Annotated in this window: 15 protein-coding genes and 1 tRNA gene; 8 read left to right on the top strand and 8 right to left on the bottom strand. The window is 65.0% G+C overall.

The genetic code is table 11. The features are described 5' to 3' along the window. The 5 genes from RT662_RS11095 to RT662_RS11075 all read right to left on the bottom strand — a co-directional run. Nucleotides 1-3,118, bottom strand: a 3,118-nt coding sequence (locus tag RT662_RS11095) for a hypothetical protein (RefSeq protein ID WP_313670765.1), incomplete at its 3' end; no start/stop codon positions are given. Then, complete coding sequence (locus tag RT662_RS11090) at nucleotides 3,118-4,923, bottom strand: ShlB/FhaC/HecB family hemolysin secretion/activation protein (protein WP_313670764.1); 1,806 nt, start codon at nucleotides 4,921-4,923, stop codon at nucleotides 3,118-3,120. The genes RT662_RS11090 and RT662_RS11095, both read right to left, overlap by 1 nt. A 349-nt stretch (nucleotides 4,924-5,272) precedes the next feature. Further along, the gene (gene cobT / locus RT662_RS11085) at nucleotides 5,273-7,159 is read right to left on the bottom strand and encodes a cobaltochelatase subunit CobT (protein ID WP_313670763.1); all 1,887 of its coding nucleotides are present in this window, start codon (nucleotides 7,157-7,159) and stop codon (nucleotides 5,273-5,275) included. A gap of 3 nt (nucleotides 7,160-7,162) precedes the next feature. Beyond that, entirely contained in the window at nucleotides 7,163-8,125 is a 963-nt protein-coding gene (gene cobS / locus RT662_RS11080) for a cobaltochelatase subunit CobS (protein ID WP_313670766.1), read from the bottom strand. A 29-nt stretch (nucleotides 8,126-8,154) separates the two neighbouring features. Then, complete coding sequence (locus tag RT662_RS11075) at nucleotides 8,155-8,691, bottom strand: J domain-containing protein (protein WP_313670762.1); 537 nt, start codon at nucleotides 8,689-8,691, stop codon at nucleotides 8,155-8,157. Between the two features lie 97 nt (nucleotides 8,692-8,788). Between RT662_RS11075 and RT662_RS11070 the strand changes: the two genes are divergently transcribed. The 3 genes from RT662_RS11070 to RT662_RS11060 all read left to right on the top strand — a co-directional run bounded on the left by RT662_RS11070 (nucleotide 8,789) and on the right by RT662_RS11060 (nucleotide 10,274). Continuing rightward, the gene (locus RT662_RS11070) at nucleotides 8,789-9,067 is read left to right on the top strand and encodes a BolA family protein (protein WP_313670761.1); all 279 of its coding nucleotides are present in this window, start codon (nucleotides 8,789-8,791) and stop codon (nucleotides 9,065-9,067) included. 11 nt (nucleotides 9,068-9,078) lie between these two features. Next, nucleotides 9,079-10,140, top strand: coding sequence for a M14 family metallopeptidase (locus tag RT662_RS11065; RefSeq protein WP_313670760.1), 1,062 nt, complete (start codon nucleotides 9,079-9,081; stop codon nucleotides 10,138-10,140). Between the two features lie 59 nt (nucleotides 10,141-10,199). Beyond that, nucleotides 10,200-10,274, top strand: a tRNA-Thr gene (locus RT662_RS11060). A 237-nt stretch (nucleotides 10,275-10,511) separates the two neighbouring features. Here RT662_RS11060 and RT662_RS11055 read toward each other — a convergent pair. Genes RT662_RS11055 through RT662_RS11045 form a run of 3 tightly spaced genes read right to left on the bottom strand, consistent with a single transcriptional unit; the run spans nucleotide 10,512 to nucleotide 13,047 of the window. Further along, entirely contained in the window at nucleotides 10,512-12,206 is a 1,695-nt protein-coding gene (locus RT662_RS11055) for a recombinase family protein (RefSeq protein WP_313670759.1), read from the bottom strand. Continuing rightward, nucleotides 12,203-12,700 (bottom strand): DUF2924 domain-containing protein, encoded by a 498-nt coding sequence (locus RT662_RS11050; RefSeq protein WP_313670758.1) that lies wholly within the window; start codon nucleotides 12,698-12,700, stop codon nucleotides 12,203-12,205. The genes RT662_RS11055 and RT662_RS11050 overlap by 4 nt, the downstream gene beginning before the upstream one ends. A gap of 2 nt (nucleotides 12,701-12,702) precedes the next feature. Next, nucleotides 12,703-13,047: a DUF3489 domain-containing protein gene (locus tag RT662_RS11045; protein ID WP_313670757.1), complete on the bottom strand. Its 345-nt coding sequence runs from the start codon at nucleotides 13,045-13,047 to the stop codon at nucleotides 12,703-12,705. 569 nt (nucleotides 13,048-13,616) lie between these two features. Between RT662_RS11045 and RT662_RS11040 the strand changes: the two genes are divergently transcribed. The 5 genes from RT662_RS11040 to RT662_RS11020 are packed head-to-tail and all read left to right on the top strand — an operon-like array spanning nucleotide 13,617 to nucleotide 18,969. After that, on the top strand, nucleotides 13,617-14,831 hold the full coding sequence (locus tag RT662_RS11040) for a GTP-binding protein (RefSeq protein WP_313670756.1): 1,215 nt from the start codon (nucleotides 13,617-13,619) through the stop codon (nucleotides 14,829-14,831). After that, nucleotides 14,828-15,472 (top strand): DUF1826 domain-containing protein, encoded by a 645-nt coding sequence (locus tag RT662_RS11035; protein ID WP_313670755.1) that lies wholly within the window; start codon nucleotides 14,828-14,830, stop codon nucleotides 15,470-15,472. The genes RT662_RS11040 and RT662_RS11035 overlap by 4 nt, the downstream gene beginning before the upstream one ends. Further along, complete coding sequence (locus RT662_RS11030; RefSeq protein ID WP_313670754.1) at nucleotides 15,472-16,191, top strand: ABC transporter ATP-binding protein; 720 nt, start codon at nucleotides 15,472-15,474, stop codon at nucleotides 16,189-16,191. Before RT662_RS11035 ends, RT662_RS11030 begins: the two co-directional genes overlap by 1 nt. Further along, the gene (locus RT662_RS11025; RefSeq protein ID WP_313670753.1) at nucleotides 16,188-17,606 is read left to right on the top strand and encodes a DUF3526 domain-containing protein; all 1,419 of its coding nucleotides are present in this window, start codon (nucleotides 16,188-16,190) and stop codon (nucleotides 17,604-17,606) included. Before RT662_RS11030 ends, RT662_RS11025 begins: the two co-directional genes overlap by 4 nt. 7 nt (nucleotides 17,607-17,613) lie before the next feature. Next, nucleotides 17,614-18,969 (top strand): DUF3526 domain-containing protein, encoded by a 1,356-nt coding sequence (locus RT662_RS11020; protein WP_313670752.1) that lies wholly within the window; start codon nucleotides 17,614-17,616, stop codon nucleotides 18,967-18,969. The last annotated feature ends 149 nt before the right edge of the window (nucleotides 18,970-19,118 follow it).

Genomic DNA, 19,118 nt, shown 5'->3' with positions numbered 1-19,118 from the left:
TGGCATCACCGCCGCGCCCGCCAAGGCCATCGCCATCGATGCCGCCACCGGTACCGCCGGTCACCCGGCCATCGACGGAATACAGCGTGCCGAAATCGAAGGTGGAACGGTTGGTGAGGGGCTGCACGGTGCCGCTGGTCGTGCCGATATTGATATTGCCGCCTGCAGCATTGCCGCCACGGCCACCGTTGGCCGTTCCAAGGCCGCCGCCGCCTTCGCCGCCAACCGCGCTGTTATCAACAATCAACTGGCTGGCGATGAAACTGGATCGCGCCGGCCGCGCCGCAATCACGATCTGCGGATCCGGCGCGTTGGGATCAACGGCGAACGCATTGCCACCCGCGCCGCCAACGGTCGTGCTGCTGCCGCCACCGCTGCCGCCGCGCGCTGCGGCCAGCACTGATACAGCACCGGCATTTACCGTCGTGCCTGGCCCGGCTTCCAGCGATTCCAGGATGAAGAAAACCTGGCCAACCGTGGCGTCGCCACCGCGAGCGGCATCCGTGGCGCTGCCCCCGTTGGCCTCCACCGTCAAGAAAAGCTGGCCGGTAGTCAGATTGGCGTCGTTAAAGCCGCCAAACAGCCGGCCCGATCGCGCCGCGCCGCCGCCGACGCCGAAGCCACCGAACGCATCGGACTGCATGACGACCTGGCCGGTGTTGATCTCACCCGATTGTCCCCGCAGCACCACGAACCCGCCGCGGGCCGCGCCGCCGGCACCCGTGGTGCCATCGCCGCCATTGGCATTGGCAATGAGGAACAGGCCGCCAACCAACCGGATGCCCTGATCATTGGTACCCACGTTGGGCCCAAGCCGCACGAACACGGCGGGCGGGTTGGCATCGCCGTTGTCAAATGCCGTGGCATTGCCGCCGATGGTGCCATCGCCGCCAGTGGCCGCCGCATTCACGAACACATTGTTCGAAATCAGCAGGGAACCGCCGTTTTGCATGTCGAGATGCGCACGCCCACCTAGTGCTGCGCCGCCGATTCCGCCGTCACCATCACCGCCATTAGCATTGGCGGAAACAAAGATCTGGGTGCCGGAAACGGTCGGGTTGCCCGTGGTGAACAGCTGGGCGAAACCGCCGGTGGCGGCCCCGCCGTCCACATTGCCGCCGATATCGCCATTCGCAGCGGTGGCCTGAGCCAGCACCGCAATCGATTGCGCGGTGACGCTCGTCCCGCCGTTCACATCCGAAACAGAGAACCGTGCCTGGCCGCCAATGAAATTGTTGTTGCCCACGCTGAAGCCGCGGTTAGCCTGAGCCTCGACCGCGATGTCAGTGGTTGTCAGCGACGTTCCATCGAAGATGCTCAGCAACGCCTGACCACCGGTAACCGTGCCGCCACCGATATGGCCAATGTCACCACTTTCGCCATAGCTGGCATTGGCCTCGACGCGGATGCCACCCGGCACATTCACGATGCCGCTCAGCCGGACTTCGGCAAGACCGCCGGTCGCATTGCCCGATTGGCGCCCGAGGCTGCCCGTGTCGGCAAAACCGCCTGATGAAACCAGCAAATTGCCGGCCATCGTCAAGGTGCCATCCGGATCCACCTGCAAGCGGGCAGTGCCGCCCTGGCCGCTGCCGCTGACGCCGTCAAAGGGAATGCCGCCAACGCCACTGGCATCAATGGTCAACGAGCCGGTGCGCAGGCTGCCGCCGAACGCGCCTGCGCTGGCGTTGCCGCCGGTCCCGGTGCCGCCCGCAATCCCGGTGCTCGACGCATTATTCCCAACCCCAACGGCATAGACGAAGGTGTTGCCCGAAACCTGCACCGATCCGCCGCCAGCGGCGCTCACCTCGGCGATGCCGGCGGTACGGCTGGCGCCATCGATGCCGCCGGTGAATTGGGTGGAGGCATCGGCGGTCAGATTGCCGGCCACCGTCAGCAGATTGCCCGACAGGCCGCGCACGATCGCCTGGCCATCGGCAAGTACCTCAAGATCGGCGGCAAAGGTAACCGGACCGGCAGTCGACTGCACCTGGGCCACATCCTTCGACCGCATGGTGACATTGGACGTGAAATCGGCGTTGTCGATGCTGATCGTGGCTGTACCGACGCTGCCGGCCACAGGCGTCAGGCCATATTGGGTCACGCCCTGGCCCGCGGGCGTGCCAACAATATCATAGCCGCCCGACAGCACGACGGCATTGCCCGAGATATCAGCCGCACCAGCAATATCGAAGCCAAGCTGAGCATTGCCGGTGATCAGCAGCGTCATCGCGTCGTTGCGCGGCACCGCCATCATGTAGATGCGGCTGAAAACGCCCTGGCCACCGATGCCACCCGGCCCGGTAATGCTGCCCGTCACCGTCTGGTTGCCGCCAGCAGACGATCCGACATTGGCGGTGATGTCGAACAGGCCGCCATTCAAGGTGAAACTGACATCCTGTGCCGCCACCAGCGCCGCCGAACCGTTCACATTGATGGCACCGGCATGGTTGAAGCGCGGCGCCACGGCGATCACATAGCTGCCGCTGTTGACAGCATTGATCTGGGCACCAGTGCGGATGTCGACCAGCGGCGTGCTGGCCGCACCCGCCTGCAGACGGAAATTGTTGGCGGCGTCCAGGTACGGCAAGCCAGCGGCCGCACCAACCGGATCATTGGCGGTGAGCAGCAGACTGCCGACATTGAACTGCGAACCGCCGTTGAGCAGCAGGCCGCCCGGCGCATAGAACCAGATGCGACCAGCGGCATCGCTGCTCACCGTGCCCGAAAACGCAATGGCGCGGGTGGGATCGGCTGCGATGATACGGTTGAGCACTGTGTAATTGGCGCCGTTGGTGCCTGACCCGCCCGAGAAACTGGCGAAGGCACCGGTTGGCAGGAAATCGATTGGCGCCGCGCTGATCGCAGTGTCGGTGGGCGTCCAGTTGATGGTGTTTTGCAGCGCGTTGACGGTGAAGAAATCATTGTTGCCGCTGGTGCCACGGGTGACGTTGCCCAGGATCACCGTTTCGGTGCCTTGGAAGGCCTGGGCGTGAGCTACCTGCGGCTGCAGCGCCAGCATGGCGGCCAGAACGGCGGGCGAGGCGCCCAGCGACAGACGGGTGACAGCACGGGCAGCGGAACTGCGGGCTGGGGCGCTTTCATCGAACAGGCGCATCAGCGGGTCCTCCAGGGCAGCAGACGGGTGGTAAAGGTCACCAGCATTCGCACATCGCCGGCGCGGGTTGGGCCGGCATCCTTCAGGGCGACAGCGCCGCCAATATCCAGCCGGGCGCGATCGCTGAACACCAGCCGCGCCCCGCCACCGGCCGAAACCAGGCTCACCGGATTGGCCACTGTTGGCCCCAAACCGCGCGACCAGGCCCAACCGGCATCGACGAACACATAGGGCTGCGCCGCCAGCTTCCAGTCTTCCGACACGATGACGGGATCAAGGCGGACTTCGGTGTTGAAGGCGGCACCATCATCGCCAGTCAACACGCCGGGATCATAGCCGCGACCCACAGTGTAGTTGCCCAGTGCAAAGCGTTCGAAGCCAAACAGGGCGCCGCTGGCAAACTGGCCGCGCGGCTGCACCGCGATGGTGACCTTCTTGCTTAGGCGTATTTCCGCCAGGCCGGTGTAGCGCAGCACGGTCGCCGTCGGGCTGCCGCTGATCAGGCTGGGCGGCACCACGCCGGCCCCGGCACACACCGCAGGATTGGCCAGGCAATCCGGGCTGGCGCCAAACACATCAAGGCCTTGCCGCAGTTCAAGGCTGGCCGCCAGCCGCCAGGCGGTGGTGCCGCCCGGGCCGCGGCCGCGCATGTCCTGCCATTCGCCATCAAGGCGTGCATAGGCCACGCGCAACCGATCGCGCGATAGCGGGGCTGCATTGAACTCGACCCGTTGGTTGACATAGTCAAAGCCGGCGCGGCCCACCAGCGTTGCGGCCTGGCTGCGCTTGAACGGATAGCTCGCCTCGACATTGGCAAAGAAGGTTTCGGCATCAACATCGGGCACGGCCGGGCCCAGGCCGGGCCGGGTCCACGCTTGCGTAACACGGCCGCCAAACCGCAGCCCTTCGCCGCCAATGGCGAAATCATGCCCGGCCTGCAGCACCTGCTGCTCATCGAAATCAGACGTGGCATAATAGGAAATGAAACTGTGATCGCCCAGGCCGGTCAGGCCATGGGCCTGCACGCGCACCTGGCCACCGTACGGCCCAGTCTGCGACGGGGCGAGGTTGCTCAGCACCAGATCGGCCTCGATCGGCCGGCGCCGCACGCTGACTTCGCCCACCATGTCACCCGCCGCACCGCCGGCCGGCTTGAGGGCAAGCCGCACATCCATGCCCGGCATGTCGCGCGCCAGCAGCAGATAGCGTTCGGCCTCGATGCGGTTGAACGGCTGGCCGGTGGCCAGTTTCTTCACATAGCGTGCCACCTGGCCTTCGTTGCGGCCGGCATCGCCGCGCAGCCGGACGGCCGTGAGCCGGGCATAGAGCACTTCAAAACGCACCACGCCACCTTCGATGCGCTGCGCCGGCACCTGCACGGCGGCCAGATAACCCAGTCGTCGCAGATGGGTGGCGGCCGCGTCGCGGATTTCGCACAGCGCCGATACCGGCACTTCCTTGCCCGCCAGCGGTTTCCAGAAGCCTTCAAGATCGCCGGCCGGCACCGGGCCGAGATTGTTGAACTCGGCGCGCGTGATGGTCAGCTTGACGTTGGCATAAGCCGGATCGGCCAGTGCGCAGGGGCTACGCTCGATATCGCCATCGACGATCAGTCGGCTGGGCTGGGTGAAGGTTTGGCGGCGACTGGGATCGATTTCTTCGCGCGTCGGCGCCCCTGTGGTTGCCACTTGCGCCCAAGCGGCGCTGGCCGGCATCATGGCCAGCGGCAACGCCAGCAGTGCCAGTCGCAAACGCCCATGTCGCATCGGCGACAGCTGCGTCGCTGACGAGCCCCGGTCCATCATCACGCCATTCCCTCGGCAACGAGTGTGTTGCGACCTTTTTTTATATACTAACTATCTAAGCCGATTTTGAATCGATGCGCCAGCGGCATGTGCAATCAGTTACGACGGTGGAAAATCGCGGTTGCAGCCGCATTCGTGACCCGGAGCGAGCGGCAAGAAGGTGAACAGCGCGGCAAGCCGGGCCCGACCAGCGTGGGCAGCATGAGCGGCGGACGGGCGCGCAATCGGATCGCCGCCACCATTTGCGTGAAATTACCGGCCGTGCGGGGTCGACGGTACGCTACAAAGTCATTCTGACTTCGATCGTGAACATGCGATTCGACACAATTTGTGCCGCAGGACTGCCGTGTCAGCGGCGGCCGCCGCCCTTGCGCATGCCGCCGCGGCCCCGACCACTGCCGGCGCCACCGCCCTCTTCGAACAGCGCGGCAAGGCTGTCGATGATGGTGCCGCCCAGTTGTTCGGCATCCATGATGGTGACGGCGCGGCGGTAGTAGCGCGTCACGTCGTGGCCGATGCCGATGGCGATCAGTTCAACCGGGCTCTTGGTTTCGATGTGCTTGATCACGGCGCGCAGGTGGCGCTCCAGATAATTGCCGCTGTTCACGCTCAGCGTTGAATCATCCACCGGCGCACCGTCGGAAATCACCATCAGGATGCGGCGGTCTTCGTTGCGGGCGACCAGCCGGTCGTGCGCCCACAGCAGCGCCTCGCCGTCGATATTCTCTTTCAGCAGGCCTTCGCGCATCATCAGGCCCAGATTCTTGCGCGCGCGCCGCCACGGCGCATCGGCCTGCTTGTAGACGATATGGCGCAAGTCGTTCAGCCGCCCCGGCTTGGCCGGACGGCCAGCCTGCAGCCATCCCTCGCGGCTCTGCCCGCCCTTCCAGGCACGGGTGGTGAAGCCCAGGATTTCGGTCTTCACCGCACAACGTTCCAGCGTGCGTGCAAGGATGTCAGCGCAGATTGCAGCGATGGAGATCGGCCGGCCACGCATGGAGCCACTGTTGTCGATCAGCAGCGTCACCACCGTGTCGCGGAACTGGGTGTCGCGTTCGATCTTGTAGCTGAGGGCATGTGCCGGGTTGGTGACGATACGGACCAGCCGGGCGGCATCCAAGATGCCTTCCTCCTGATCGAAATCCCAACTGCGGTTCTGCTGGGCCATCAGGCGGCGCTGCAGGCGGTTGGCCAGCTTTGTCACCGCTGATTGCAGCGGAATCAGTTGCTGATCGAGATAGGCGCGCAGACGGGTCAGTTCCTCGTCGTCGCACAGCTCGGCGGCGCCCACCACTTCGTCATGCTTGGTGGAATAAGCCTTGTACTCGAAATCGGGCGGCAGATCGGAAAGCGGCATGTTGGGCCGCCACGGCATCATGCCGTCCTGACCCTCTTCGCCCATTTCTGCGTCCGACACCTGATCGGTGTCCATCTCGACTTCGCGTTGCTCGGCGCCCTCGGGCGCGTCCGACGAATCCTCGGAACGGGTTTCGGTGGACTGATCCTGGCCGCCGCCGTCGTCCTGTTCCTGATCTTCGCTGTCTTCGCCGGGCTGTTCTTCCTCGTCCTGCCCGTCGCTTTCCTCGGTCTCGTCGCTGGCCTCGTCGGGATCGGCGCCCAGGCCCAGATCGGCGAGCACGTGGCGGATCAGCTGCGCAAACGCCGCCTGATCATCCATGTTGGCAGCGAGCGCATCCAGATGCGTGCCAGCCTGCGCCTCGATATGGCCGCGCACCATGTCCACCGCCTGTTGTGCGGCGCGCGGCACGTCGGCACCGGTCAGCCGTTCGCGCACCATAAGGCTGATGGCGCTGGCCAGCGGCACTTCCTCAGCAGTGCGGGCGCGCACGATCGGATCGGTGCGCACGCGCATTTCGGTCATGCGGTCGAGGTTGCGCGCCACCCCGGCCATTTCGGCCGCGCCCAGGGCTTCAAAGCGTGCCTGTTCCAGCGCATTCCAGATGTCCCGCGCCAGCCCCGATTCCGGCTGCTCCGCCCCATGCAGCTTGGGATCGTGGAAGCGGCGTTTCAGCGCGAAACTGTCGGCCCAGCCGCGCACTTCGGCCACCTGCTCAGCCGGCAGCGCCCGCGCCGGCTGCGGCACGCGGGCCTGATCACCGAAACAGCCCGGCTTGTCGGCCGTGTAGGCCAGCTCCATCCCCGGCGCATGGCCCAGCGCCCGCATGGTCGCGGCCACCGCCTGGCGGAAATCCTCGATGGGGCTGGTTTCGGCCATTCCCTACTTCTTCGCCTTCACCGCGATGCTTTCCGGCAGGTCCTCGCCGAACACGCGCTGATAATATTCGGCCACGATGCTGCGCTCGGCCTCGTCGCACTTGTTCAGGAACGACAGGCGGAAGGCAAAGCCGACATTGTTGAAGATCACCGCGTTTTGCGCCCAGGTGATCACCGTGCGCGGGCTCATCACCGTGGAGATGTCCCCGCCCATGAAGCCGGCGCGGGTCATGTCGGCCACGCGCACCATGTTGGAAACCGTCTTGCGGCCGGCTTCGGTGTCGAATTCCTTCACCTTGGCGGTCACAATGGCGCTTTCGGTGTGGTGCGGCAGGTAATTCAGCGTTGTAACGATGCTCCAGCGGTCCATCTGGCCCTGGTTGATCTGCTGCGTGCCGTGATAGAGCCCGGTCGTATCGCCCAGGCCCACGGTGTTGGCGGTGGCAAAGAGCCGGAACCAGGGATTGGGCCGGATCACCCGGTTCTGATCGAGCAGCGTCAGCTTGCCTTCCACTTCCAGCACACGCTGGATTACGAACATCACATCCGGGCGGCCGGCGTCATATTCGTCGAACACCAGCGCCGTCGGCGTCTGCAGCGCCCACGGCAGCAGGCCTTCGCGGAACTCGGTCACCTGCGCGCCATTGCGCAGCACGATGGCATCCTTGCCGATCAGATCGATGCGGCTGATGTGGCTATCAAGGTTGATGCGCACGCACGGCCAGTTCAGGCGGGCAGCGACCTGCTCGATATGGGTGGATTTGCCGGTGCCGTGATAGCCCTGCACCATCACGCGGCGATTGAAGGCAAAGCCGGCGAGAATGGCCAACGTGGTGTCTGGATCGAACACATAGGCCGGATCGAGATCAGGCACGCGATCGTCCTTCACCGAAAAGGCCGGCACTTGCATGTCGATATCGACGCCGAACACCTCGCGGGCATCCACCGTGATGTCCGGCGCGTTCATCGCCACCGGCGGGGTTTCTTGGGCTTCGCTCACGTCTGGTTCGACTCCGTCTTGAATCCGGCTGCTGCCTTGAGGTGCGTAAAGGCGTTGACCACCGCCTGCAACTTCCCTTCGTGGCTTCTGTCCCCCCCATTGCTGTCAGGGTGGTAGCGGCGCACGAGCCCGCGATAGGCGCGGCGGATGTCGGCCGGCGTGGCATTGCGGTCAAGCCCCAGCGCGCCCAGCGCCTGCGCGTCGCCCTTTTCGGCCCAGCGGCCAGGAGATGGGCGCGACGGCCGCAGCGGCTCATCAAACAACCCATGCGGATCGCCAAAGGTGAAGGCCATGCGGCCGCCGCGCACCACATCCTTCTCCCACCCGGCCAGCGGCGATTGGGCGGCATGAATCTCGTCGGGCGAGAGGCCATCGAAAAAATTATAGCCGGCGTTGAAGGCCCGGACATGATCGAGGCACAGATACTGCCAGCCGCCGACATCGCCCGGCACCCGATTGGATCGCGGCGCCCGGAATTCGCCACTGCCGGCACAACCCGGCCACGCACAGGCCTGCGGCTCGGGGGTTTCCACCCGCCCATGCCACCGGCTGTGGCGAGGTTGGCTCTGGCTTGAAATTGCTGTCGTCCTTTTGTCTGCCCGGTCTATAACGGTGTGCAAAGGAGAAGATATGGGCAAGGTTGCCGCAGAAATCCAATCCCGGCTGATGGCCGCACTGGCGCCAACGGCGCTTGAGGTGATCGACGACAGCGCGTCGCACCATGGCCACGCCGGCCATCGCGGCGATGATGCCGAATCGCACTTCACCGTGAAGATCAGCGCCGCCAGCTTTGCCGGGCAAAGCCGCATTGCCCGCCAGCGCGCCGTCTATGCAGCGCTGGGCGATCTGATGGCCCCCGATCGCATTCACGCGCTGCGCATCGTCGCATCGGCCCCCGGCGAAGCCTGATGCGCGCCGCGATGGCTGCCCTTGCCCTGCTGGTCGCTGCACCAACGCTGGCCGCCACCGAAGCGGCCGGCAGCCTGGACGGTGTCACCATCATCGATCGGCTGGACGTGAACGACATCGCCGCTGGCAGCGTGCAGCGCTTCTGGTTCCGCGCCGGGATGAGCCCCATCGGCCAACCGTGGCTGGTGCCGGTTGTGGTGGTAAAGGGTGCGCAGCCCGGCCCGCGCCTCCTGCTCACGGCCGGCATTCACGGGGATGAACTGAACGGCATCGCCGTGCTGCACCGGCTGGCGAACGGCATCGATCCGGCGCAACTGGCCGGCACCCTCACGCTGGTGCCCGGCCTCAATCCGCCCGGCCTGCTGCAATCCACACGGCAATGGACGCCGGACTGGTCGCGCAGTGCCCCCAATCTGAACCGCGAGCTGCCCGGCAAGGAAGGCGGCTCAGCCATCGCCGATTTCGCCGGCCGGCTGTGGAGCCGCCTCATCCGCCCCAATGCTGACAGCGCGGTCGATCTCCACACCCAATCGCGCGGTACTGCCTACATGATGTATGCCTTTGCCTCCACGCCGCGCACCCGCCGCATGGCTGAACTGGTAGCGCCCGACATCATCAAGATGGACAAGGGCGACAAGGGCACGGTGGAAAACACGCTGACCGATGATGGCGTACCCGCCATCACGCTGGAACTGGGCCGGCCCGAAATGTTCGACGACACAATGATCGCCCGCGCCGAAGCCGGCCTGACCAATCTGATGCGCGAAATGAAGATGCTGTCCGGCAAGGTGACGCCGCCGCCAGCCGGCCTGACAGTGGCCAATGATATCGTTGCCGTCCGCGCGCGCCTGCCCGGCTGGGCCCGCCTGCTGCTGCCGATCGGCAGCGCGGTGAAGAAGGATCAACCGATTGCCGAGGTGCGCGATGCCTTTGGCCGCAGCATGGAAACGGTGGTGGCACCCGTCGATGGCCGCATCAACATGATCACCACCGATCCCCGCGTCGCCGCCGGCGACACGATTGCCCGCATCGTCTGGTGGTCCCCCGATCCTGCCTGCCAGAACGGTTGTTGAAACGCAGGTGTTGAGTTGGGCGGGCGCAGCGGCTATCCGCAGCTTCTAAGCACTTGGGGGCCGGATTAGCTCAGCGGTAGAGCAGCGGTTTTGTAAACCGAAGGTCGGGGGTTCAATCCCCTCATCCGGCACCACCCAGCCGCCTGACCCGGGATTAGCCGGGATAAAGCGGGATAGGGCGGGATTGTTCTCGCGTTTTCCGGCGGTTGTCGGGGCCCAGCGCATCGCGCTTTTCGCCAGAGACACATATGCGCGGCGCGCGCTGCCAGGATTCGGCCAATCATCTCTGAGGCCCAAATAAGCAGTCGTCAGATGCGATGGTAAAATGATGCGGGCGGGACGCCGTTCGCGTCGAACCGCCGAGCGTAGCTCTAGGCGAACCCGAGCAGGCGGCGCTGCTCATTCCAGTCGAGCGGGAGGTTCGTGATCTTGGCAAGACGCTGCCGAGTGAGTGATGGCGGCTGGCGGCCCTCAATGATTGCCTGGACGATGGATGGCGCCAAGGTCGCCAGGCGCAGCAGCAAGGTGAAGTAGTTGTTGGTGTAGCCTAGAGCTTTTGCAGCTTCAGCAACGCTTTGGTCCTTGGCTGCGTGCATCGCAGCATTTGCGGCACGCGCTGTTGCCAGCAAGCGGATCAGCGCCGGGTCAGCCACTGTCTGCTCGTTGCTCTGCGGCTCGGCAATTACCAGTCGGACCTCCGGTCCTCTGCGCAGCTTCACAATAGGTGCAGAAAGCAGGTGGCTCACCGCCTCGGCTGCATCGGTGCTGGCAACGCTGATCGCCAGGTCGCCTATCATTGGTAAAAGCGGCTGCAAGCTGATCAAGACATCAACGTGATCGTCCTTCAGATCGACGCGGCGCACGATGCTGCGGAGCGTTAGCGGGGATGCCGCGAGTTCGAGTGACAGGTACTGCGCCCTCGACAAGATGGCTTCCAGCGCCCTGGCATCAGGATCTGCGGTCGCTTCGACGGCATCCTGAACGGCCCGGCGATCACGAAGGAATGCGTGTACTCGATTGACGATCAGTGCCTCAGTGTCATGGGCCGGAACTCGCCACGCTGCGCCAGGTGCCTTGACCACCGCATCCACTGCGGTGACATAATAATGGTATCGCTTCGCGCCCTTGGCTGCCTGGCTGGACTTCATCCGGCGGCCAAGGCCATCGAACATTAGCCCGCCGAGAAGATTGGCATGGCGCAGGATCTGGTCGTGCTTTCGCGCGACGCCGTTGCCTGCAAGTTGTGCCTGCACGGCATCCCACACTTCGGGGGCAATGATCGCGTCATGCTCGCCCGGGAAGTGCTCATTCTTGTGGCGGATCTGGCCGATGTAAATCCGGTTGACCAAGAGGTGCGCAAGCCCGCCGCGCGTCCAAGCAATCCCACCCCGCCGCTTCTTGCCCTCGCCCGCAAACAGCTTGGTCTTCACACCATCGCGATCAAGCGATTCAACCGTCGCGACGACCGAACCCAGCTGAAGATATCGGTCGAAGATCAACCTGACCGTCTCCGCTTCGGTCTGGTTTACGACGAGCTTTCGGTCCTGGACATCGTATCCGAGCGGCACTGGTCCTCCCATCCACATGCCTTTGCGCTTCGACGCCGCAATCTTGTCGCGGATGCGCTCGCCGGTGACCTCGCGCTCGAATTGGGCGAAGGACAGGAGGACGTTGAGCGTCAGCCGGCCCATACTGGTAGTCGTGTTGAACGACTGGGTGACCGATACGAAGCTGGCGCCCGCCTTATCTAGCACCTCCACAATCTTCGCAAAATCAGCAAGGCTGCGGGTCAACCGGTCCACCTTGTAGACAACGATGACGTGGATGCACCCGGCCTCAACCTCCGCCATCAGCTGGGAAAGTCCGGGCCGGTTCATGTTGCCGCCGGAAAACCCCCCGTCATCATACATCTCTGGCGAGAGCACCCAGCCTTCGTGACGCTGGCTTGTAACATAGGCGGCGCAAGCCTCACGCTGGGCATCCAGGCTGTTGAATGCCTGTTCCAAACCCTCCTCGGTCGACTTGCGGGTGTAGATGGCGCAACGGATGACCTTGCTTTGCGTCATGATACTGACGCCCGCGATGCTGCCCGTCGCGTCGCCGATGATGCGGCGGCCCCTGTCGTGGTGCGACCGGCACGGACACCGAAGAACCGCGGGCCCGACCAATGCGCGCCGGTAATCGCTGCAGCGACCTGTGTCAGGGAACTGAACTGCTGATCCCCCAGCGAGTATCCATCGTCGGTCACTAGCACACTGTAGGTCTTGCCGTTCCAGCTTCGCACCAGCCTGGTGCCAGGCTTCAAGCGCTGTTCGCGGTTGACCCGAGGATCGGCGTTTTCGGACCGTTCGAGTTGCCGAGCTGTCCGATCGAGCAGGCTCCCAAAGGCCGCTGAGAGCCCTCCGAGAGACCGCTCCTGCACCCGAAATGCAATGCCGCGCAGCAGCAGATCGGGAGTCAGTCGCGCAGGAGACGCCCGATAGACGCGGCGCCATTCGGCACGAAGCTGGGCGGGAGACATGGCTGCAAGAGCCGCCAGTTGATCGGTGATGTCTGCCATGATCAGGCTGCCTGGGTCGCGGCGGCGATAGTGATAGCCTCATCCGTTACGACGTCGGCGGCCACGATCCGATAACTGCCTTCGCCTGACTTGCGTGTCTCTCGAACAAGCCTCGCGCCTTTCTTGCGCATGCCTGAGAGGAGCGCGCGCACGCTGTGGGGTTGCCATTGGGTAGCCGCGCAGAGCTCTGGGATGGTCGCACCGCGAGGGCGTTGGAGCAACTTCGACATCTGCGCTGACTTAGTGGGAATGGCCGGTTTGCGATGCTGCCCGCGGGCATGGCGTTCCGGTCCATCTTCGGATTTCCCTACTGCTTCCCCGGTGTGCGGATCGTTGAGATCGGTCATGTTATGGCTCCAAGGGAGCGGACACCCAATGTGCCGGCGTTCCCACGAGCTGAAGCCTCAACCTTCCGGATCTGAGGCAGTGTTCGGCGCCAATCGGTGGCGCGACTCACCGTTTGAGCAACGCTCTTTCGGGACGAGAAGTCCAGCCACCGGATGTCAGGTTTGCGCCCCATGTTCGCCGTTCATGGGCGCGCCAGACATATTCGAAAGCTGCCGTTCGTGGATTTCGATTTTGCTTCAGGCCGGCTGCGGTTCGGAAAGGCACCAGCAGAGAACGATCAATAGTCTGATGAGTGGAACATGGCGACTTGGCGCGGCGGATTCACCGTGGCCTTTTGGGTGCCGATGTACGCCGGGATCTGGTGCATGTGGGGATGACTGATGCCCCTGTGGGGGCGGTATTGTCGGATCATTGCCTGCTCGGTGCCGATCTCTGGGCCTGGCCAGGCACACGCGGCGAAACCTGACAAGCAACGTTCACCGGGCGCAGCGTGAAGTGACCCCGCCTTGCCAGCCGTCCACACGTCTGGCAAATGATACAAGATAACATGTGATTCCATGAGGCCGTGATGCTAGACGCTGAAGACACGCGATTGCCGGTAACGGTGCTCTCCGGCTTTCTGGGTGCCGGCAAAACGACGCTGCTGAACCACATCCTGGCCAACCGCGAGGGCCGGCGAGTGGCGGTAATCGTCAACGACATGTCGGAGGTGAACATCGACGCCGATCTGGTCCGCGGCGGGGAGGCGGCACTGGCGCAGACGCAGGAAACGCTGGTCGAGATGACCAACGGCTGCATCTGCTGCACGCTGCGCGAGGATCTGCTGAACGAGGTCCGCAAACTAGCCGAAGCCGGGCGGTTCGATGCGCTGGTGATTGAATCGACCGGGATTTCCGAACCGCTGCCCGTGGCCGCCACCTTCAGTTTCGAGGACGAGGCGGGTGACAGCCTGTCGGATGTGGCGCGGCTGGATTGCATGGTGACAGTTGTCGATGCCGCCAACCTGTTGAAGGATTACTCCAGTAGCGACTTTCTGGCCGATCGCGGCGAGACGACCGGTGAGGGCGACAATCGCAGCCTGGTTGGCCTGCTGGTCGAGCAGATCGAATTTGCAGATGTCATCATCCTCAACAAGATCAGCGAGGCGCCCGATCCCGACACGGTGCGCAAGCTGGTGCGGGCGCTGAACCCCGAAGCAATACTCGTGGAGGCCGATCACAGCCATGTGCCGTTGTCGGCCGTGCTTGACACCGGCTTGTTCGAGGAAGGCAAGGCCGAGCAGCACCCGCTGTGGGCCAAGGAACTCTATGGTTTTGCGGACCACGCGCCGGAAAGCGAAACCTATGGCATCGAAAGTTTTGTCTATCGCGCCCGCCGGCCGTTCCATCCGGCCAGGTTCCGCGCCTTCCTGAACGAGGAATGGCCCGGCGTTGTGCGCGCCAAGGGGCATTTCTGGCTGGCCACCCGCCCCGATTGGGTGGGGGAGATGAGCCAGGCCGGCAGTCAGGTCACCAGCCAGGCGCTGGGCCGCTGGTGGTCTGCCATCCCCAAGGCGCGCTGGCCGCTGGACAATCCGTCGTTTGAAAGTCTGCTGAACCAGCACTGGGATGAGACCTGGGGCGATCGCCGGCAAGAGCTTGTGTTCATTGGCATTGGCATGGACGAGGCGGCACTGCGCCGACGACTGGATAGCTGCCTTGTGCCGGAAGTGCGCTTTCAGCCCAAGATCTGGGCGAAACTGCCCGATCCCTTCCCGGCTTGGGGCGAGAGGCAGGCGGCATGAACGCGCTGGCCCAACTGGCAGACCGGCTGTTCCCTCCGGCGCCGCATGTTGCGATGGACGATGACGCTGGCGGTCTGGCCGCAATCGCTGATCCGGGCGTTAACCTCGCGATCTGGCAGCGACGGTTGTCGCCGGCGCTCGCGACGGACGTCAATCGGTTGATGGGCGCAGCGCAGGGCGACGTGCGGCTGAATGCGCCGCTCGCCGGATTGGCCAGTGGACTTGCAGCGGCGTTTGCTGAGGCCAACTTGCCGGAAGTGCCCACCCTTGTGGCCGACATCGTCGATCTCGCCAAACAGGCCGCGCCGCTGATGATGGCTGCCGCCTTCGACATGCGGCTGGAGATCGTCACCGGCAATGCCTGCCACAAGTTTCACGCCGATTATGTGCCGCTGCGGCTGATCACCTCCTATGCCGGGCCGGGCAGCCAATGGTTGTCCAACGAGGATGCTGCTGCTCTGGCCGATGGCGCGGCCATCGATCAACTCGACGTGCGCCAGCTGCTGGCTGGCGAAGTCGCCCTGTTCAAGGGCCGCCTGCTGACCGACACGCCGATCATCCACCGCTCCCCGCCGATTGCCGGCACGGGCGCGCGGCGACTGGTGCTGGTGATCAATCCCGCGCATGAGGGCTGTTGCTGATGAGCGCGCTGCTGGAAGCACGTGGGCTCACCAAGCGCTATGGTGATCAACTCGCCCTCGATGGCCTCAACCTGAGCGTGGCCGCCGGTGAAACCCTGTGCCTGCTCGGCGCCAATGGCGCCGGCAAGACGACAACGCTCAACCTGTTTCTGGGCTTCACCACGCCTACCGCCGGCACCGCAGTGGTGGACGGGCAGGTGGTGGCGGATGATCCTGCGGCAGCCCGTGCCCGGCTTGGCTATGTGGCCGAAGTCGTCAGCCTTTATCCCAGCCTCTCCGGTGCCGAGAATCTGCAATTCTTCGCCAGCCTCGCCGGCGTGGAAGTCGATCAGGCACGGCGTGATGCCATCCTGTCGCGTCTTCGCTTTCCCGATGGTGCCATCAACAAGCCGGCAGGCACTTATTCCAAAGGCATGCGACAGAAACTGGGGCTGGCCATTGCTCTCATGAAGGATGCGCGCGCCATTCTGCTGGATGAGCCGCTTTCGGGGCTCGATCCGGCGGCGGCCAATGATCTGGTGACGGTGCTACGCGAAACGGCCGCCAGCGGTGCGGCCTTGCTGGTGTCCACCCACGACATTTTCCGTGCCAAAGAGGTGGCGAGCCGCATCGGCATCATGCGGCACGGCCGGCTGGTCGACATGGTTGACCCGGCGAAACTCACTGCAGCCGAACTGGAACAGCTTTACCTCACCCACATGGCGGAGCGTGCGGCATGAAGGCGGTATCCATCAGCGCGCCCATCGCTGGCAAGGACTGGCTGGAGTTCCGCCGCGACCGCCGGCTGGTCATCATGGCCCTGCTGGTCACGCTGCTGGCGCTGACGGCCGTGCTGACAGCCTGGACGCGGGTGACGACCTATGAAACCGATAGGCAGGCGGTGATGGCGCAGGACCGGCAAACCTGGAATGGCCAGGGCGCGCGCAATCCGCACTCGGCGGCGCATTTCGGATTCTGGGCGATGCGCCCGCTCGGCCCGATGGCGCTGCTCGATCCCGGCGTCACGCCGCATGCCGGTGCCATGGTGTGGATGGAAGCGCACAATCGCAACACGGCTCAGGCCCGTCCCACCGACGATCTGGCCACGGGGCTTGATCTGGGCAGCTTCAGTGCCGCGTGGGTGCTGCAACTGCTGATGCCGCTGCTGATCTTCATCATCGGCGCCGGGTTGGTGGCGCGCGAGCGGGAAGCCGGCACACTGCGCCTGATGCTGGCCAGCGGCGCCGACATGCAACGCCTGCTGCCCGCCAAGGCCGGCGCGCTCGCCCGCATCGCCGCGCTGCTGGCGTTGCCTCTGTTGGGTGCGGCTGCGGCGGCAGTGGTGCTGGCCGGTGTACCAGACCTCGTGGCGCTGGGCCTGTGGTTGCTGGCCCACGGCCTGTGGTTCGGCCTGCTGGTGGGGGTCACCATTCTGGTGTCGGCCGCGTGCCGAACGGCTGCCCAGGCGCGGTTGCTACTGGTCGGCCTGTGGCTGGTGGCGGTGCTGCTGGTGCCGCGTGCTGGCGCCGGGCTCGCCGGCATCCTGGCTCCGGCCCCTGATCCGGTGGCCTTCGCCCGCGGGATCGAGACCCAGATGAAATCTGGCCACGATGCCTTTGGCAAGGACGCCAAGGCCTTCGAGGCCGAGGTGATGGCACGATACAAGGTGAGCCGGTTGGAGGATCTGCCGGTCAACATTGATGGCCTGCGCCTGGAAGCAGCCGAAGCACACGGCAACGCGGTGTTTGATCGCGCGTGGGCCGACCTTGACGCAACGTATGACCGGCAGCGCGGCATCATGCGCCTTGCCGGCCTGTTGTCGCCGCTGGTGCCGCTGCAGAACATCTCGATGGCCCTGGCTGGCACCGATGGGGCACAGCAAATGGCCTTCCAGTCGCAAGCGGAAGCCCATCGTCGCCGCATTATAACGGCACTCAATATGGACATGACCAACAAGGCGGGCGCTGCTGGATTCGATTACAAGGCTGATGACGGCCTGTGGAAAGCAATCCCGGATTTCCGTTTCCGCACGTTGCCATTGAGCGTGGCGCTGCGGGCCACCCTGCCCGATCTGGCCTTGCTGGCCCTCTGGTGCGCCGGTCTGCTGCTGCTAATGCGGCGCGCTGCTCATCGCATGTCGGCTGAAGCGGTCTGATCGCGTGATGCGTGCGCTGCTTGCCTTCGAAAGCCGGCAATTGTTGGCCAGTCGAATGGCCCAGTTGTGCCTCGCCGTTCTGGCGCTGATGCTTGCCATTGCGATGGCCAACGGCCGCGCGTTGCTGGATGGCCAGATCGCCACGCGTGCCGCCGCCGCCGCGGAAGCCAACGAAGCCCGCACCAAACTGGCCGAGCAAGTGGCCAAGGAACTGCCGCCCGCCGAAGCCGTGCTGCTGCCCGTAAGGGTGCGCGAGGGGCTGGTATCAGCTGTGCCGCCGCTGGCTGACGTTGCGGCTGGTCGTGCTGCCACCGAGCCCGCTGCAGCCAGCATCAGCCTCAGATCACGCGCCGACAATCTGTTCCGGCGACCCAGCCTTGAAAATGCCGAACAACTGATGCGCGGCAGCCTTGATCTGGCCTTTGTCGCTGTTGTCGTGGCGCCCCTGCTGTTGATCGCGCTAGGCCATGGCCTGTTCAGTGCCGATCGCGATAGCGGTGCGGCACGACTGGTGCTGGCGCAGGCGGGCGGGTTGGGGCCCCTATTGCTGGCAAGGTCCGTGCCGCGGCTGGCGCTGGTAATCCTGCCCATCCTGCTGGCGCTGCTGCTCTTGCTGTTGACCGGACCGGATCTGCCCGGGCGATCCGCTGCTGCGGTGAGCTGGGTCGGCATCGCCATGGCGCTGCTGGCGGCCTGGTGGGGTGCCATCCTGTGGGTAAACAGCCGCGATGGTGGCGCCGACACAGCGGCACTGGCACTTGTCAGCGCATGGGCCCTGTTCACACTGGTGTTGCCAGTGCTGGTGGCGGCCAGCGTACAGTGGCTGCATCCGGCGCCGTCCCGGCTGGCCGAGGTTGCCGCCGTGCGCGCCGCCGAGATCGCAGCTTCAACCGAATGGGAGAATGACCATCCCGAAGTTGCGGCCAGCGAGGCAGCGGAGCGCCGTGCGTCAGTGGCGCGGGCCGCCGGAATTGCAACGCGGGTCGAAGCCGCTGTGGCGCCCGTCAGTGCCCGCTTTGCCGAGGCGCTGACGGCCCAACAGCAAGCCAGTTCCGCACTCGCGTGGGCGGTGCCGCCGCTGCTCGCCAGCCGGGCCATGGCCGATACCGGCGGGACCGGCCTTGCCGGCGCGCTGGCGTTCCGGGTCGAAGCGGTGGCGCATCTGGCGCGGTTCAAGGCCGCGCTGGGCGCCATCATTGCCGGCGATGGCGTGGTGACCCCTGAGCGCCTTGCCACCATGCCGCAGTTCCGGCCGCCCATGCCCACACGCAGTGCAATTCCGGCCACACTCTGGTTGGCCGCACTTGCGGCCTTGTTTGCCGGCATGGCTGCGCGCAATTTCGCCCGGGTCCAACTGGCCTGATCGTTCGACGCGTGGTGCGGCTTGGCCCTTGTGCGCTGCTGCTGGCGCTGCCGGCTGCAGCGCAGACTGTGGACGAAAGCACCGCTGCGACCGGTGCGCGGGCGGAGGAAAATGCCGTGCGCAGCGCCGGCGATGCCTTTGGCACCTCG

The sequence above is a fragment of the Sandarakinorhabdus sp. genome, from assembly GCF_032115815.1.
Lineage (GTDB): Bacteria > Pseudomonadota > Alphaproteobacteria > Sphingomonadales > Sphingomonadaceae > Sandarakinorhabdus.
The sequence above is the reverse complement of the archived record's forward strand: the minus strand, read 5'-3'. Positions and strand labels throughout refer to the sequence as shown.

Bases quoted from the DNA above. Each gene is read 5' to 3' on its own strand.
- RT662_RS11035 (WP_313670755.1), top strand. From the start codon at position 14,828: ATGAACGCGCTGGCCCAACTGGCAGACCGGCTGTTCCCTCCGGCGCCG.
- RT662_RS11090 (WP_313670764.1), bottom strand. From the start codon at position 4,923: ATGATGGACCGGGGCTCGTCAGCGACGCAGCTGTCGCCGATGCGACAT.
- RT662_RS11020 (WP_313670752.1), top strand. From the start codon at position 17,614: ATGCGTGCGCTGCTTGCCTTCGAAAGCCGGCAATTGTTGGCCAGTCGA.
- RT662_RS11065 (WP_313670760.1), top strand. From the start codon at position 9,079: ATGGCTGCCCTTGCCCTGCTGGTCGCTGCACCAACGCTGGCCGCCACC.
- RT662_RS11070 (WP_313670761.1), top strand. From the start codon at position 8,789: ATGGGCAAGGTTGCCGCAGAAATCCAATCCCGGCTGATGGCCGCACTG.
- RT662_RS11030 (WP_313670754.1), top strand. From the start codon at position 15,472: ATGAGCGCGCTGCTGGAAGCACGTGGGCTCACCAAGCGCTATGGTGAT.
- RT662_RS11055 (WP_313670759.1), bottom strand. From the start codon at position 12,206: ATGACGCAAAGCAAGGTCATCCGTTGCGCCATCTACACCCGCAAGTCG.
- RT662_RS11045 (WP_313670757.1), bottom strand. From the start codon at position 13,047: ATGACCGATCTCAACGATCCGCACACCGGGGAAGCAGTAGGGAAATCC.
- RT662_RS11025 (WP_313670753.1), top strand. From the start codon at position 16,188: ATGAAGGCGGTATCCATCAGCGCGCCCATCGCTGGCAAGGACTGGCTG.
- RT662_RS11040 (WP_313670756.1), top strand. From the start codon at position 13,617: ATGCTAGACGCTGAAGACACGCGATTGCCGGTAACGGTGCTCTCCGGC.
- cobT (WP_313670763.1), bottom strand. From the start codon at position 7,159: ATGGCCGAAACCAGCCCCATCGAGGATTTCCGCCAGGCGGTGGCCGCG.
- cobS (WP_313670766.1), bottom strand. From the start codon at position 8,125: ATGAACGCGCCGGACATCACGGTGGATGCCCGCGAGGTGTTCGGCGTC.
- RT662_RS11050 (WP_313670758.1), bottom strand. From the start codon at position 12,700: ATGGCAGACATCACCGATCAACTGGCGGCTCTTGCAGCCATGTCTCCC.